The organism is Segatella albensis DSM 11370 = JCM 12258, from assembly GCF_000426565.1.
In the GTDB taxonomy this organism is placed as follows: domain Bacteria; phylum Bacteroidota; class Bacteroidia; order Bacteroidales; family Bacteroidaceae; genus Prevotella; species Prevotella albensis.
Window position 1 is genome coordinate 213,379 of sequence record NZ_AUFP01000006.1, and the last position, 15,329, is coordinate 228,707.

14 protein-coding genes and 2 pseudogenes are annotated in these 15,329 nt (G+C 38.5%); 12 read left to right on the top strand and 4 right to left on the bottom strand.

Annotation, left to right across the window (positions count from 1 at the left end; all coding sequences use genetic code 11):
• Positions 1-28: 28 nt before the first annotated feature.
• From K333_RS0105065 to K333_RS0105075, 3 genes are read right to left on the bottom strand one after another with little or no spacing between them, the layout of a single operon-like run.
• Positions 29-472, bottom strand: a complete 444-nt coding sequence (locus K333_RS0105065) for a DUF4293 domain-containing protein (protein WP_024990503.1) — start codon at positions 470-472, stop codon at positions 29-31.
• A 2-nt stretch (positions 473-474) separates the two neighbouring features.
• On the bottom strand, positions 475-810 hold the full coding sequence (locus tag K333_RS0105070) for a DNA-directed RNA polymerase subunit omega (protein ID WP_024990504.1): 336 nt from the start codon (positions 808-810) through the stop codon (positions 475-477).
• Between the two features lie 30 nt (positions 811-840).
• The gene (locus K333_RS0105075) at positions 841-1,701 is read right to left on the bottom strand and encodes an outer membrane protein assembly factor BamD (RefSeq protein WP_024990505.1); all 861 of its coding nucleotides are present in this window, start codon (positions 1,699-1,701) and stop codon (positions 841-843) included.
• A 114-nt stretch (positions 1,702-1,815) separates the two neighbouring features.
• On the opposite strand from K333_RS0105075, the gene uvrB reads away from it, so the two are divergent.
• From uvrB to K333_RS11990, 9 genes are all read left to right on the top strand, one after another.
• Complete coding sequence (gene uvrB / locus K333_RS0105080) at positions 1,816-3,855, top strand: excinuclease ABC subunit UvrB (RefSeq protein WP_024990506.1); 2,040 nt, start codon at positions 1,816-1,818, stop codon at positions 3,853-3,855.
• Between the two features lie 138 nt (positions 3,856-3,993).
• On the top strand, positions 3,994-4,761 hold the full coding sequence (locus K333_RS0105085) for a DUF4468 domain-containing protein (RefSeq protein ID WP_024990507.1): 768 nt from the start codon (positions 3,994-3,996) through the stop codon (positions 4,759-4,761).
• A gap of 6 nt (positions 4,762-4,767) precedes the next feature.
• Positions 4,768-5,028 carry a hypothetical protein gene (locus K333_RS0105090; RefSeq protein ID WP_024990508.1) on the top strand — a complete coding sequence of 87 codons (261 nt, stop codon included), beginning with the start codon at positions 4,768-4,770 and terminating at the stop codon, positions 5,026-5,028.
• Positions 5,025-7,376, top strand: coding sequence for a putative porin (locus K333_RS0105095; protein WP_024990509.1), 2,352 nt, complete (start codon positions 5,025-5,027; stop codon positions 7,374-7,376). Before K333_RS0105090 ends, K333_RS0105095 begins: the two co-directional genes overlap by 4 nt.
• Positions 7,377-7,424: 48 nt before the next feature.
• Positions 7,425-8,372, top strand: coding sequence for a 1,4-dihydroxy-2-naphthoate octaprenyltransferase (gene menA / locus K333_RS0105100; RefSeq protein ID WP_024990510.1), 948 nt, complete (start codon positions 7,425-7,427; stop codon positions 8,370-8,372).
• Positions 8,369-9,001, top strand: coding sequence for an HD domain-containing protein (locus tag K333_RS0105105; RefSeq protein WP_024990511.1), 633 nt, complete (start codon positions 8,369-8,371; stop codon positions 8,999-9,001). The genes menA and K333_RS0105105 overlap by 4 nt, the downstream gene beginning before the upstream one ends.
• A 320-nt stretch (positions 9,002-9,321) precedes the next feature.
• Positions 9,322-9,924, top strand: coding sequence for a riboflavin synthase (locus K333_RS0105110; protein WP_024990512.1), 603 nt, complete (start codon positions 9,322-9,324; stop codon positions 9,922-9,924).
• A 123-nt stretch (positions 9,925-10,047) separates the two neighbouring features.
• Positions 10,048-11,385: a TolC family protein gene (locus K333_RS0105115; RefSeq protein WP_024990513.1), complete on the top strand. Its 1,338-nt coding sequence runs from the start codon at positions 10,048-10,050 to the stop codon at positions 11,383-11,385.
• Between the two features lie 383 nt (positions 11,386-11,768).
• Positions 11,769-12,806, top strand: coding sequence for a phage integrase SAM-like domain-containing protein (locus K333_RS11990; protein ID WP_024990514.1), 1,038 nt, complete (start codon positions 11,769-11,771; stop codon positions 12,804-12,806).
• A gap of 4 nt (positions 12,807-12,810) precedes the next feature.
• On the opposite strand, the gene K333_RS0105125 is transcribed toward K333_RS11990, so the two are convergent.
• Complete coding sequence (locus K333_RS0105125) at positions 12,811-13,122, bottom strand: helix-turn-helix domain-containing protein (RefSeq protein ID WP_024990515.1); 312 nt, start codon at positions 13,120-13,122, stop codon at positions 12,811-12,813.
• Between the two features lie 397 nt (positions 13,123-13,519).
• Between K333_RS0105125 and K333_RS12000 the strand changes: the two are divergent.
• The 3 genes and pseudogenes from K333_RS12000 (at position 13,520) to K333_RS0105145 (ending at position 15,256) form a co-directional block, all read left to right on the top strand.
• Positions 13,520-14,002: pseudogene (locus K333_RS12000) on the top strand (DUF3408 domain-containing protein).
• A 184-nt stretch (positions 14,003-14,186) separates the two neighbouring features.
• Positions 14,187-14,600 (top strand): annotated as a pseudogene (locus K333_RS12005) (plasmid mobilization protein).
• Positions 14,597-15,256, top strand: a complete 660-nt coding sequence (locus K333_RS0105145; protein ID WP_027452414.1) for a relaxase/mobilization nuclease domain-containing protein — start codon at positions 14,597-14,599, stop codon at positions 15,254-15,256. The pseudogene K333_RS12005 and the gene K333_RS0105145 overlap by 4 nt, the downstream one beginning before the upstream one ends.
• Positions 15,257-15,329: the final 73 nt, after the last annotated feature.

Sequence of the window (15,329 nt, forward strand, 5' to 3'; positions counted from 1 at the left end):
AGACCTTTTCCTATTATTATTTATCCGATTAACGAATACGATTCATTGATTTTACCAATTCCTCATCGGCCTTAACGCCTCGGAATGCCATATAACTAAGAACCATTGCTATTAAAGGTAAACATACACCTAACTTGACACTATACTGACTGATTTTTGACCAATCAAGACAAGCTAATAGATATGCATACCAACCAACACATGCTATCGCAGCCCAAGTAATAAGTCTCATCTGTAGCTTGCGATTCTTAAACATGAAGATGGCAACGAGATTAAGAATAAAGGCAAGCGCTAGAAATATAAAAAGAATCCAAGGCTTATCAACAACTTCTACACCTAAAGATCCTAAATTATAAAGCAATGTCTCTGGTGCCATAGCCATAGGAGTAAATCCTAAGACCGGCAAATAGAGACAAAAACATATAGCAACTAGCGCAAGGACCAAATATACAGTCTGTTTACGCTGCCACATAATTAATCTTCGTTTTGGTTATCCTGAGAAGGATCACGCCAATAAATCTGATGCTGAAGGAATTCCTCCGTAGCAAGCAATGTTGGCTTAGGCAATTTCTCATAATAACGAGAAATCTCAATCTGCTCACGATTTTCAAAAACTTCCTCAAGCGAATCATTATAAGAAGCAAACTCTGCAAGTTTCTTATTCAAATCTTGCTTAATCTCCTGGCCAATCTGATTGGCACGCTTAGCAATAATAGAAACGCTCTCGTAAATGTTGCCAGTTTCTTCCCACAAACTAGCGAGATCTCGTGTAACGGTATTAACCGGTGCTTTTGATTTTTTGTAATCCATATTTTAATTAGTACTAATTTTTATCTTTCTTTATATTTGAGGAACGTACATCGGATCTTTTTGATGCTTTTCAATAAACTTCTTGCATCCCTCAATATATTTTTCTGCAGTTACCCTTTCCTTGCTATCTGGATACTCATTAAGGAAACCATAGCATTCATCCTGCGCATCCTCATATCGCTCCATCTGCTTACTGATGACACTCATCTTAGCAAGTTGATATTTACTCTTCATTACAAGAATAGAGAATTGCTCGCGCATATTGCTATAAGGATAGTCAGAAAGCGCATTCTGAGCAGTAACAATACATGCTTGATAATTATTGCCACCACTAGTACAATTTCCAAAATATGTACCCAAGTCATAATATAATTTTGCATTATAATATTCCTTGATAACAAGCTTATCTTGCAACTCAAACATACGACGAGTAGCCTGATCCTTTAATTTACTATCAGGATAAACATCTATAAAATCCTGATAAGCAGATATCGCCTGAATTGTTGGACTCTGATCCAATCGTGGCTCCGGAGTACTTGCATAAAGCGCTTCTCCAATATAATATTTAGCTTGTTCTGCATAATATCCCTTAGGATAACGCTCATAATATTTCTTAAAATACTGTGCGGCAGACTCATAATCCTGCAAGCAATACTCAGACATCGCTAACATATAAAGACTTTCTTGGGCATTTTCTGTGCCCTTTTCTATAGTAACCAACTCAGTAAGTAATCCTACTGCACGAGAATATTTGCCATTAGCAAAACATTCCTTGGCATATTCGTATTTATATGTATAGTCTTGAGACTTGTATACACGATTATATTCCTGAGCACAACTCGAAAAAAGAAGTACTGCAGAACTCATCGCTATCAGAATAGTTTTCTTCATATCAAACGCTTTGAACTGCAAAGTTAATGACTTTTTACCGATTAACAAAGTTTTCAATACAATTTTTAGCATTAAATTATAGTTATCACACAGTTTTTTAGTAATTTTGCAGTAATGAAATTCAATTTGACGTCAAAATACAAGCCTACAGGTGATCAGCCACAGGCTATAAAACAACTTACCAAAGGAATCCAAGAAGGAGATTCCGCACAGGTTTTATTGGGTGTAACTGGCTCTGGAAAGACATTTACAATAGCCAATGTAATTGCGAATGTGAACAAACCTACGCTAATTTTGTCACATAACAAGACTCTTGCTGCGCAACTTTATCAGGAAATGAAAAGTTTTTTCCCTAATAATGCCGTAGAGTATTATGTGTCATATTATGACTATTACCAGCCTGAAGCCTATCTCCCCTCAACAGATATCTACATAGAAAAAGACCTTGCTATCAATGAAGATATTGATAAGTTACGACTAGGCGCAGTATCTGCTCTCCTATCTGGAAGGAAAGATGTTATTGTCGTCTCATCTGTATCTTGCATTTATGGTATGGGAGGACCTGTTGCTATGCAAGAGAGCATCATAAGGATCAAAAGAGGGCAACAAATAAATATCAATGATTTTTTAAGACAATTAATAGATGCACTCTATGTAAGAAATGACATTGAACTGAAAAGAGGTAACTTCAGAGTAAAAGGAGATACCGTAGACGTTGCAATGGCTTATTCTGACAACATTTTACGCATAACGTGGTGGGATGATGAAATTGACAACATAGAAGAGGTTGACTCAGAGACATTCCATCGTGTAGAGGACTTCGAACAATATGAGATCTATCCTGCGAACCTTTTTGTAACGTCAAAAGAGCAAACTGACAATGCTATTAGAATGATTCAAGACGATTTGGTCAAGCAAGTCGACTACTTTAACGAAATAGGCGATCATATTAAGGCTCAAAGAATTAAAGAACGAGTTGAATATGACATAGAGATGATTAAAGAGTTGGGACATTGCTCAGGAATAGAGAATTATTCCAGATATTTTGACGGGCGACAAGCAGGCGACAGACCATATTGTCTATTGGATTTCTTCCCCAAGGATTATCTTATGGTGATTGACGAAAGTCATGTTAGTGTTCCACAAATTAGTGCAATGTATGGTGGAGATAGGGCACGAAAACAGAACTTAGTAGAATATGGCTTCCGACTACCGGCAGCTTTTGACAATCGTCCTCTGAAGTTTGAAGAATTTCACGATTTAATCAATCAAATTATTTACGTAAGTGCAACCCCTGCCGATTACGAGCTAAGGGAATCAGAAGGTGTTATCGTTGAACAATTGATACGCCCTACCGGATTGCTTGACCCTATCATCGAAATCCGACCTTCCGAAAATCAAATTGATGACTTGTTAGATGAGATCCTTACCAGAACACATCGCAACGAAAGGGTTCTGATAACTACGTTAACAAAAAGAATGGCAGAAGAACTCACGGAATATCTTTTGAATCACGAGATTCGTTCCGCATATATACATAGTGATGTTGCCACTCTCGACCGTGTAAAGATTATGAATGATTTGCGCGCCGGAGTATATGATGTCCTTGTAGGTGTAAACTTACTTCGAGAAGGACTTGACTTACCTGAAGTTTCCCTAGTTGCCATCTTAGATGCTGATAAAGAGGGATTTCTGCGCAGCCATAGAAGTCTCACTCAAACAGCAGGACGAGCTGCTAGAAATGTAAACGGCAAGGTGATTATGTATGCTGACACGATAACAGAAAGTATGCAGAAAACTATTGATGAGACCAACCGTCGCAGATCCATTCAGATGAAATATAATGAGGAGCATCACATAACACCTCAACAGATTATCAAATCCATCAACACAGATTTACCTATTGGCAAGGGTGAAAATACAACAGAAAAGAGCACTTCGGGATACAATGCCCAAATAGCATATATGGAACCAGAAGATGGTATGTTTGCAGCAGATCCTATAGTAGAAAGTATGACAAGGCCACAACTGGAAAAGAGTATTGCAGACACAACAGAATTGATGAAACAAGCCGCCAAAGACCTCGACTTTATTCAGGCTGCTCAATATCGTGATGAAATTATTCGACTCCAGAAACAATTGGAGCTAAAATAATCTGTCGCAACTCTCTTTCACTATTTTTCTGACTTTAAACGTTAAAAGAAGATGGGAAAAAGTTAAAAGTAAAACATAGAAGACGTTTTTATACATATTATTATTAAATTTGCAACTATATAATAGGAAGTTACCAAAATGAAAAAAATAATATTAACAATCATATTATGCTTGCCAATGGTCATTCATGCCCAATCAGTTCTTACACCAGAAGAGAGATTGGCCAAAGCCCAAAAAGAACTTGAAGAGGCCAAGAAAGAGGTAGAAAAGGCTAAACTCAAAGCTAAAAATACAAATGAAAAGAGCACCAAAAGCAAAGAGACAGATAATGATTGGAGTATACCTACACTAAAGAAGATAGAAAAATCTACCAAAGAGAACGAAGAAGTTAAGGTTGACCCAAAATATCTAGACAACGCTATACCTTTAAACGATGAAGGGAAAGTAGAATTTGTGTTGGATATTGATGCAAATAACAAAAACGCAGATGAGATATACAATCTTGCCCTAAATTACTTATCTAACCTCACACAAGGGGAGAATCAAATTGAAGGCAGTCGCGTAGCACTTGTTAACAAGAAAGAAAAAATAATTGCAGCAACAATAAAGGAATGGTTAGAGTTTAATCGAACAGTACTTTTATTAGACCGAGCCAAGATAAACTATCTACTTGTTGCAACTTGTACAGACAATCATCTCAACGTCAAGATAAGTCGTATAAATTACACCTACGAGGAAGATCGTCCTTCAGGCTTCTCTGCTCCTGCAGAAGAGGTCATCACGGACAAGTATGCCTTAAACAAAAAGCATACGGATTTAACTCGTATATTCGGGAAATTCCGTAAAGCGACAATTAACCGAAAAGACGAAATTTTCAAAGACTTCAAAGACTTAATACAAAAATAAACGATAATGGAAGAAAAAGATAATATTCAGGAAAGCGAAGTCGTAAGACCTCATCATAGACAAAAAAGACTGATCAGTTATCAAGGTAAGAATGATTCGACCATAGTAATAAGAAACTGGTTGAATATTATTTTCATGGTTCTGGCAATAGGAGGTGTCGCTACCTATATGTGGACTTCATATAAGACAGTAGCTTTTGTTATTCTCCTAATAGCCGTAGTATTTAAAATCATTGAAGTAGCAATACGACTTTTCCATAAATCATGAAGAATTTTCTTTCTTTACTCCTACTCTTCGGCTGTTCCATGACAACTGAAGCACAAATACAGCAGTTCGACAACAATTCGAATTTCAATCAAATAGATGAAAACGGGAACCTAACGCTTAGAAATCGAAACAAGACAGATTCACTAAGTGGTAATCATAAAGAGATTCCAAAAGGATTAAAAGTATGGACTATAGACAACAGATTCGGTGACCAAACAATTGCTGAAGTTGATACGGTTCCACATATGTTTCAGAATTCTATATTCACTACGGGACTTCGTGGTGAATATAACTCTACAGGAACCATAGCCTCTCCTCGAATTGCACGAATTTATATTGATCGTTTGGAAGATAAGCAATTTATCTTTACACAGCCATACGACTATTTTGTACAGCCTGTCAGCTTACACCATTTTACGAACACATACTCTCCTATTACCAATATTACATATAATACAAATGGTAATAAAATCAATGGGGAGGATTATATCAAAACTATGTTTGCTGTAAATGCAGGCAAACGTCTTGGTGTAGGCTTTAAATTTGATTACAGATATGCCCGTGGTTATTACAGCAAGCAAAACGCTTCCCTTTTTGACTATACCATGTGGGGAAGTTATCTCGGTGACAAATATCAGGCCCATCTATTAATGTCTACGAATCATCAGAAAACAACAGAGAATGGTGGAATAACCAATGATAACTATATCACTCATCCTGAAATCTTTAACGAGAATTTCCAAAGTGATGAAATTCCAACAGTATTGTCTTCTACATGGAATAGAAATGATAATCAGCATATTTTCTTCTCACATCGCTATAGCGTAGGTTTCAACAAGAAGGTTCCTATGACCGAAGAAGAAATCAAAGCAAAGAAATTTGCTATTGCATCTAAAAAAGAAAACGATGAGAAAAAGCTAAAGGATGAATTAAGAAAAAAAGCTAAAGTTGATGGACGTTCTTTCGACGAAAAGGCTTATGATAGTCAGCAGTCATTCAATGGAAGGCCAGAAAATGCAAAGATTGCAGGTGATGAGCCTACTTCCCAATCTAAGAACGGAGATAGAATTACTGTCAACGGCAAGAATTCTGCTGATAGCCTTATCCGTTCAACGACTAAAGCACAAGAAGATACAGCATGGCTAAAGAATGAATATGTTCCCGTTACGAGTTTCATTCATACGGCAGAATTCAATAACTACAGAAGAATCTTCCAAGCTTATGAAACTCCGGAGGGTTATTATCTTAATGAATATTTCAAGTCTTTCGATGGGAAAACATTCTCAGGAGATTCCATCTATGACCGTACTCGCCATTTTGAACTGAAAAATACCTTCGCCATAGCCATGCTTGAGGGATTTAACAAGTGGGTGAAATCTGGATTAAAGATTTTTGCTAGCTATGACATGCGCCATTTCGAACTACCGGATAATGCATATAGCGTTAACAAAACTAACGAATATGACTTCAGTGTTGGTGGACAATTAAATAAGACCCAAGGCTCCCTATTCCATTACAATGTCATAGGAGAATTCGGTATTCTCGGACAAGATGCTGGTTTCCTTAAAATAGATGCGAATGCAGACTTAAACTTTAAGTTAATGGGAGATACTATCCAACTAAAAGCAACAGGATTCATGCATCGCACTTCTCCTACATTCTATTACCGCCACTATCACTCAAAGCATATATGGTGGGATAATGATGATTTAGACAAAATCATTCATAGCAGAATACTAGGGGAATTCTCACTAAAGAGAACTGATACAAAGTTACGTATAGCATACGACAACATCCAAAACTATACATATCTTGTTTCAACTTATAATATAACATCTGATTATAAGAGAACAGGAAATACGGTGAGTGTAAATCAGAAGAAAGGAAATCTAAGTCTATTGACAGCTCAGTTATGGCAGAACTTTAAACTAGGTATACTAAACTGGGAAAATGTTCTCACCTATCAAAAATCTACAGATGAAGAAGTTCTTCCAGTTCCTTATTTCAATGCCTACACTAACTTATATATTAAGTTCAGGATTGCACATGTCTTGAATACAGAATTTGGTATTGATGCTAATTACTTTACAAAGTATTATGCCCCGGACTATTGTCCTGCAATAGGACAGTTTGCCGTACAGGGTAATGGAGAGAACCAAAAGGTGAAAGTTGGAAATTATCCACTTGCAAACGTTTACTTCAATTTCCACCTGAAGCATACTAGATTCTATGTAATGTATAGTCATTTCAACCAAGGTAGCTTTAGAAATGCTTATTTCTATACTCCACACTACCCTCTTAATCAAGCTATTCTCCAATTCGGACTAAGTTGGAATTTCTTTAATTAATATAAGACTCCTTCTCTTCTTCAAAAGAGGAGGAGATTTAAAACGAACATGAACGAAAAGCATATTACAACAAATAGTTTTAAAGCATGGTTCTTGGCTGCACGCCCAAAGACATTGAGTGGTGCCGCCGTACCTGTATTAATAGGAATGGCATTCGCATATAAAGATACTGGAATAAACTCTTTTCAGATACTTCCTGCTATCCTATGCCTACTGTTTGCATGGGTCATGCAAATAGACTCAAATTTTATCAATGATTACTTTGATTGTATACATGGAAACGACAACAAAGAGAAGAGATTAGGTCCTCAACGAGCATGCTCCGAAGGATGGATTACTCTGAAAGCCATGAAAACAGGAATCATCATAACAACGTTTTTAGGATGCATCATCGGACTTCCTCTAATAATATATGGTGGTATCGAGATGATTCTTGTTGGAGTGCTATGTATCCTTTTTGCTTTTCTATATACCACAAAACTCAGTTATCTAGGATTAGGAGATCTTTTAGTTCTGGTATTTTTTGGTATTGTTCCAGTTTGTCTTACATATTATGTCATCATGCCAGACAACAGTCAGACGATCACAATAGAAGTGTTTCTGGCATCCATTTCGTGTGGACTTGTCATAGACACCTTATTATTAGTAAATAACTATCGTGACAGAGACAATGACAAACAGGATGGAAAAAAGACACTGGTTGTAAGAATTGGAGAAAGAAACACAGAAAAAGTATATTATATAGTAGGTATAATTGCAGCCCTTATCATGATCATTATACAGCAAAATAATATCTATAATTATAATAATATATGGATCAAAAGCATACCAACAGGCGTCTTCTTTATTTATTTTATCCAACATACAATGACATGGAGAAAAATGAAAAAGATAAACCATGGTAAGGAATTAAATAAAATGCTAGGCCAAACTTCTAAAAACATGATTGTATTTGGCATACTTGAATCTCTATCAATTGTAATAACATCATTATGAAACAACAGGTTAATTTGGAGATTATGGAATTTGTAGAGAAACAAATTCTTCCCAGATATATAAAATTTGGTGAAAGTCATGGCCTAAGGCATGTTAATCGGGTTATAAAGAACTCCATAGAATTAGCCCAGACCACGGGAGCAGACATAGATATGGTATACGTTGTTGCCGCATATCACGATTTAGGCATGGAAGGGCCAAGAGCTATCCACCATATCACAAGTGGAAAAATCATTTCATCAGATGCAAGACTAAAGAAATGGTTTTCGGTAGAACAAATAAAAATAATGAAAGAGGCTGTCGAAGACCATAGAGCTTCTGCAAGTAGACAACCAAGAAGCATATATGGAAAAATCGTTGCAGAAGCAGACCGAGATCTTGATATTAATGAGGTATTTACCAGAGCCATACAATATGGACAAGAAAAGTATCCAGAAAAGAATCAAGACGAACAATGGGAACGGTTCAAGAAACATATGGAAGAGAAATACGGACGAAATGGATATATCAAATTATGGATACCAAATTCGCCTAACAGTCAAAAACTAAGAAACATACAAGATATTATTGACGATAAAGAAAAACTAAAAAAAATCTTCTCAGAAATTTATCAGAAAATAAAAAGATAAAAACTTGTAAGTTTCAAGGAAAAACTGTATATTTGCAAGTGAAAGGAAATGACATCGGGGTCGTGTCGATTCGATCGGGATACTCATCAAATTAATACGAAAACCGAGGATGCTCCTTCTGTCAATGGCGGGCCACATAAAACGCTTAGGCGACTAAACCTTTTAGGTCGGTGGATTACAAAGACTTAAGGGCTCTCAAACTTTTTAAGCTCGGAGTTTCATCACATCATCGAGCGACCCTTTTTAAAGAAATACCGGAAGAATGAAGACTTGGAATTTATATTTCTCTTCATTCTTCTTTTTGTATAAGAAAATAAAATATGTTTAGTGGAATTGTAGAAGAAATGGCTACTATCGTAGCAATAAAGAGAAACTTGGATAATATTGATATTACCTTGAAATGCTCTTTTGTAGACCAACTTAAGATTGACCAAAGTATAAGTCATAATGGTGTATGTCTTACTGTGGTAGAAATAAAAGACGGTACCTATACGGTTACTGCTATGAAAGAGACACTTAACCGCAGTAATCTTGGTTTGCTGAACGTAGGAGACAAAATAAACATCGAGAGATCTATGATTATGAACGGACGCCTTGACGGGCATATCGTTCAGGGACATGTCGACGAAACTGCAAAGTGTATTGCTATGGAAGATGCCAATGGTTCTACTTATTTCACCTTTGAATATAAACTTGATCGAGAAATGGCAAAGAAGGGATATTTTACAGTAGACAAAGGATCTGTTACTGTAAATGGAGTATCTCTAACAGTTTGTGAACCTACAGATAACACCTTCAAAGTTGCCATCATACCATATACACGTCAGAATACAAATTTCTGCAACATCAAAGTTGGTAGTGTCGTAAATATAGAATTCGATATTCTCGGAAAATATATTGCTCGACTAAATCATTTTGAATAATCGCCCACAACTTACTGATATATCGTAACAATTCTAGCATGATAACAAAACTAATGTTAAAATTTCATCGATAAAATAAACGAATTGGTTTGAAAAACATCAAACAACTATAGTAACTGAAATATGAGACATATCACTAAAATTATCTTGGCAGGCATTTTAACTAGTGCTTCTCCTTTATTTACACAGGCCAAACAATGGTCTTTACAAGATTGCATTAGTTATGCCATCAAGAATAACATAACCATCCAAAAGGCACAATTGACAAAGCAAAGTGCTTACGAAGATTATCTACAATCAAAAGCAGCTCTTCTCCCATCTCTAAGCGCTTCCACAAGTCAAAATATCAATTATACACCATGGGTGGCAAGTGGTATTAGTAGTGATGGATACACAAGATCTTCTATAGACAAGACTTCTTATAATGGTATATATTCCGTATCTGGCAACTGGACAATATGGAATGGTAACCGAAATAGAAATCAAATTAAATTGAATAAATTAACAGTTGAAGCTGCGGAATTAGATTCTGCAATACAGGCTCAAAATATAGAGGAGCAGATCGTTCAACTTTATATACAAATACTATATTCTAATGAAGCAATAGAAGTAAACAAAGAGAGTCTTAGAACAAGCCAACTCAACGAAGAGCGTGGAAAGACTATGCTCAACGTCGGTAAAATCAGTAAGGCTGACTTGGCTCAACTTACAGCGCAACGTGCTCAAGATGAATATAACATAGTATCCGCAGAAAACAACGTAAAAAACTACAAGCGCCAACTCAAAGCCTTGCTACAAATTACAAACGATGACAATTTCGACATTACTATTCCTACAACAACAGATGAAATGGCAATGGCTGAGATTCCGGCTTTGAACGATGTATATAATTCTGCGCTTAACAATCGACCTGAGATAAAAAATTATCTAAATCATATCAAACAGAGTGATTTAAATATTAAGATCGCTAAGGCCAACAAGTTACCAACTGTATCAGCAACTGCCGGTATATCCACTAGTACAACCTCCATGAACAATAATCCTTGGGGGACACAGTTAAAGGATAACTTTAGCGTAGGTGGAGGAATTTCTGTGAGTATACCAATATCAGACAATAGAAATTCTAAGACTATTATAAATAAAGCTTTGATTCAGAAAGAGAATTATATATTAGACTTAAAGAATCAACAGACTACATTGTATTCTACTATCGAGAATTATTGGTTACAAGCTAATACAAATCAAAGTCAATTCAAAGCTGCAAAATTAAATACCGAAAGTGCTCAGAAAAGTTACGAACTTCTCAATGAGCAATTCAATCTGGGTTTGAAGAATATTATCGAACTTAGAACTGGAAAAGACAAATATATAATGGCTAAACAAAATGAACTTCAAGCTAAATATATGACAATATTGAATCATGATATGCTAAAGTTTTACCAAAACGGTATCATCAAATGATTTTGTTTGCCTCCCGACAATAAGATGCAAATCTTATATAAGGACTATAATTATAAATACTACAAAGTTCAAAATATTTGATTAAATACTGCTAACATAAAGCTCTAAAGCAGCCAAAGGAGAATAAGAGAGGTTGGAACGTAAACAGTTGGGAATGAGTAGATTTGCACAAAGTTGCCAAATCGGCATAAAGCAAGCGAGTGAGGAATATTGAAGTAGTTCAGTTACTAAATCGTGAGCCACAGTTACCTATGCAAAGCAGGTAACAATGCGGAAAGGCAACTTTGTGCATCAACGGATTTTATTGCACTGATTCTCAATGTTTTGCGTATCAAGGAACGCTTACAAAATGATTATATTTGCACACTCAAAATGTAAGCGTTATGAAAATCGAAAAATTCAAGGTGTTGCTCTACCTAAAAAAGAGCGGATTGGACAAAACCGGAAAAGCTCCCATCATGGGACGCATCACGGTGAACAGGACTATGGCGCAGTTCTCCTGCAAGTTGTCTTGCACTCCATCGCTTTGGAATCCTCGTGCCAGCCGATTGGAGGGCAAGAGCAAGGAAGCCGTGGAAACCAACAAGGACATCGAGCAGTTGTTGCTTTCCATCCAAAAGGCTTTCGATGTGCTTGTGGAAAAGAGAACGGACTTCGAGGCTAAGGATGTCAAGGAGGCTTTGCAGGGCAGCGTCAAGACACAGACCACCCTTCTCTCCTTCGTGGACGAGCATATCAGTGAACTCAGCACCCATGAGGGCATCGATATGTCGAAGAGCAGTGTCTGGACTTACAGAAAAATTCGCAAGAATCTCGCTGAGTTCATCGGGGAGAAGTATAGGTTGACTGATTTGGCTTTCGGACAGCTGACCGAGCCTTTCATCAGTGACTTTCACCATTACTTGCTTGACGAGAAAGGCTTTTCATCAGGAACCATCACCATCTATGTGTCGCTCTTCAAGAAGATGTGCCGCCATACATTCGGAGTCTTGATGCTCAACGAGGACATTCCCATCGGCAGCATAGCCAAGATTATGGGGCACGCAGACATTACAAGCACACAGGTCTATGCGCAGGTGACGGAGCAGAAGATTTCAAATGACATGGATAAGCTTATTGCCAAGCGAGAAAGGAACAGATTATCGAACGAAAAAACTATTCCTGCAGGGTTCTTCGGCTCAGTTGCAGCCTGGCAAAAGCTCCTTGTCCGTCATGAAGTGCTCACTGCCAAGCATGGGGCGGTAGTTCATCACGGCACGTTCAAAATTGTCAACCATTCGGTTGAGGTGGTTCACGATGTGGTTCATCCACTCGCTGTTTCTTGTCATTACTTCATTGCTCATAGTTGTCTCGTTTTATTGTTAATACTTACGTTACTCGGTTTACTTGCTGCATTGGATAAAGTGGCTGTTGTATATTGACAGCCTAACCTGTGCGCTTGCGAAAGCGCATGTCCTTTTTCTTGTCCTCCACTACTGCTACGATAGCCATTACGTCCTCCGGCTTGTAGTAGGTCTTGTGGCTGATTTGCGTATAAGCCAAAGTTCCGTTGTCCCGAAGCGTCTGCACTGTCCGTGGGCAGATGTTGAGTGTCTGACACACGTCCTGCGTGTCGAGCCACTTGTTCATGGTCTTGTCCTCACTGCACTCAAGGATTCTGTCCATGCGCTTCACGAAGTTCTCCAACTGGGCATCAAGATAGTTGAATACCTCTTCCTCGAATACGATGAATCCCATACTTTTCTTTTTTCTAAGTTAATACTATGTTATATGTCGCAAAGCTCCACGCATATGCTGTGCTCCACGTTTGTGAGTGCAAAGATAAGGCACGGCAATCTAAAAACAAGCGTTTTCAATTTCTGTGGCAGTATGTTGCCGGGGTTTGCCGACTTCAACGCCAAAAGCAACAAGAAAAACTTGCACGACTGCAACGAATACATGAACAATGATGAGTTGAGAAATACGTTGAAGTTCTCACAACTATCTCGGTATGCAAATAAGCAAGCCACAACTAAATTGCCACGTTACACCCAATCAGTTGCATGGCTGCACTCAGTACACTTACTTTGCACCCGACAATCGGTCAATGGTGCAAACCGTGACCACTATACTAACAAATAAAACAGCATAAGCTATGGCAAAAACAAAAGATGTAGTCTTGACTCCTGAGCAAAAGGAGCTGATGGAAAAAGAGTAATTAGATTTTGTTAAACCATCTACGTATGGCAACAAAGCCAATCCAAGTAGTTGTAATTCTCTCTATGATGATGTAGAGAACCCAGAGTTGAGAGCAATTGTAGAGAAAGTTGCTGCAACAACTCCCTATAGAGAGGAAACATCAACGAACGAGGCTCAATCGCCACCGAATCCGCAGAAGCGCATCAGTGGCAAGCAGCGCAAGACGACATTAGAGGAGTATCAGCAGACCTTCCTCCAAGTTCCAAGGATTGACGACTGCAAGCCAGTCTTCGTCTGTTCCGATGTACGAGACCGTCTTGACCGTGTCGTCCGCATCCTCGGAGGGAGACGCATGAGCGTATCGGGCATCATCGAGAACATCGTACGCCACCACCTAAGCCTTTATGAAGAGGACTTCGAGGCTTGGCGCAAATTGTGAGAATTAAGGTCTGCGACCTTGGACGTGGATAGCTGAAAGGCTGTAGTTCCAACTAACGTGTTCTGAGAGGGAGCGAGGTTATGTTTTGGGAACCCCAAAACGCCTCGCTCCACTATGAGGGCGGAGATTTTTTGCTCCCAACGGTCGCAGAAAGTGAGTGTACCAACTATAAACAGTGTATCGAATGACAAACGTACAGAAACAGAACAGAAGAAAGGGCGGAAGACCGCCTACAGGCAGGGTTCGCAAGCTGTCGAAGTCTGTCACGGTAAAGTTCTCGAAGCCAAGCTACGAGGCTCTGAAGCTGAGGGCAAGAAAAGCCAACCGCAAGTTGGCGGAGTACATCCGTGAGTCCGCCTTGAACGGCGAGGTGGTCAGCGGACACAATGCAGAGACGGTAGCCATCGCCAAGAATCTTATTGGTATGGTGAACAACCTCAACTAACTTACCAAGCTGTCGCATCAGAGAGGTTTCCATGAAACCCATGTATATGTGGTAGACTTGTTGAGAAGATTGAAAGAAATCCTTGGCGAGTATCGCCAAGCAAGTTATAAACCGAAGCCAAGCAGTATGGGCAGAAAGGAGGATACCACATGATAGGCAAGCTAAAGAAAGGTGCATCTTTTGGTGGTTGCGTCCGCTATGTTACAGGCAAGGACGAGGCGAAAATCATCACCTCGGATGGTGTGTTACTCGGCACGAATGCCGAGATAACGCAAAGTTTCGAGCTACAGAGGCAGCTAAATCCAAGGATTAAGAAGCCTGTGGGACACATTGCATTGAGCTTCAAACCCGAGGACAAGCCACGTTTGACGGATGAGTTTATGACTAAGATTGCCCTTGAATATATGCAGAAGTTCAAGAATGAACTCGCAAAACAAGGTGTTCATTTGGAACTTGTATATAAGGACAAAGAGCGAACCAAGGTTCAAGGCATCCGTTTCTGCAAGGATGGATATAGCTTCAAGGGTACGCAGATTAGCCGAGAATACAGCTTTGTAAGGTTGGATGCAAGACTTGGCACAGAGTATAATCGTGTATCGCCAAGAGCCGAATCTATGCAGAGAGGACAACTAAGTTGTCACCAAGTAGAACAGACTCAACCAACTGCAGAACATACCCAAGACCCTTGGAGTAGTATTTCTTCCATCGGCTTGTTCGCTCCGTCTAATGCCCAAACTTATGAGCCATTCCCAGAGGATGAATCCGCCAAGAAGAAAAAGAGAAAACGCAGAAAGGGCTTCAGCCTTTGATGCAAGTTACAAACTTAAAATTAGAATCGAACATGAAAGAAGAACTATTGGAAGCCATCTATGGCACAGTTGA

What these genes read in the sequence shown, in the direction of transcription:
- K333_RS0105110 (WP_024990512.1), top strand. Translation starts at nt 9,322, where the DNA reads ATGTTTAGTGGAATTGTAGAAGAAATGGCTACTATCGTAGCAATAAAG.
- K333_RS0105115 (WP_024990513.1), top strand. Translation starts at nt 10,048, where the DNA reads ATGAGACATATCACTAAAATTATCTTGGCAGGCATTTTAACTAGTGCT.
- K333_RS0105085 (WP_024990507.1), top strand. Translation starts at nt 3,994, where the DNA reads ATGAAAAAAATAATATTAACAATCATATTATGCTTGCCAATGGTCATT.
- K333_RS11990 (WP_024990514.1), top strand. Translation starts at nt 11,769, where the DNA reads ATGAAAATCGAAAAATTCAAGGTGTTGCTCTACCTAAAAAAGAGCGGA.
- menA (WP_024990510.1), top strand. Translation starts at nt 7,425, where the DNA reads ATGAACGAAAAGCATATTACAACAAATAGTTTTAAAGCATGGTTCTTG.
- K333_RS0105095 (WP_024990509.1), top strand. Translation starts at nt 5,025, where the DNA reads ATGAAGAATTTTCTTTCTTTACTCCTACTCTTCGGCTGTTCCATGACA.
- K333_RS0105105 (WP_024990511.1), top strand. Translation starts at nt 8,369, where the DNA reads ATGAAACAACAGGTTAATTTGGAGATTATGGAATTTGTAGAGAAACAA.
- K333_RS0105125 (WP_024990515.1), bottom strand. Translation starts at nt 13,122, where the DNA reads ATGGGATTCATCGTATTCGAGGAAGAGGTATTCAACTATCTTGATGCC.
- uvrB (WP_024990506.1), top strand. Translation starts at nt 1,816, where the DNA reads ATGAAATTCAATTTGACGTCAAAATACAAGCCTACAGGTGATCAGCCA.
- K333_RS0105145 (WP_027452414.1), top strand. Translation starts at nt 14,597, where the DNA reads ATGATAGGCAAGCTAAAGAAAGGTGCATCTTTTGGTGGTTGCGTCCGC.
- K333_RS0105090 (WP_024990508.1), top strand. Translation starts at nt 4,768, where the DNA reads ATGGAAGAAAAAGATAATATTCAGGAAAGCGAAGTCGTAAGACCTCAT.
- K333_RS0105070 (WP_024990504.1), bottom strand. Translation starts at nt 810, where the DNA reads ATGGATTACAAAAAATCAAAAGCACCGGTTAATACCGTTACACGAGAT.
- K333_RS0105065 (WP_024990503.1), bottom strand. Translation starts at nt 472, where the DNA reads ATGTGGCAGCGTAAACAGACTGTATATTTGGTCCTTGCGCTAGTTGCT.
- K333_RS0105075 (WP_024990505.1), bottom strand. Translation starts at nt 1,701, where the DNA reads ATGAAGAAAACTATTCTGATAGCGATGAGTTCTGCAGTACTTCTTTTT.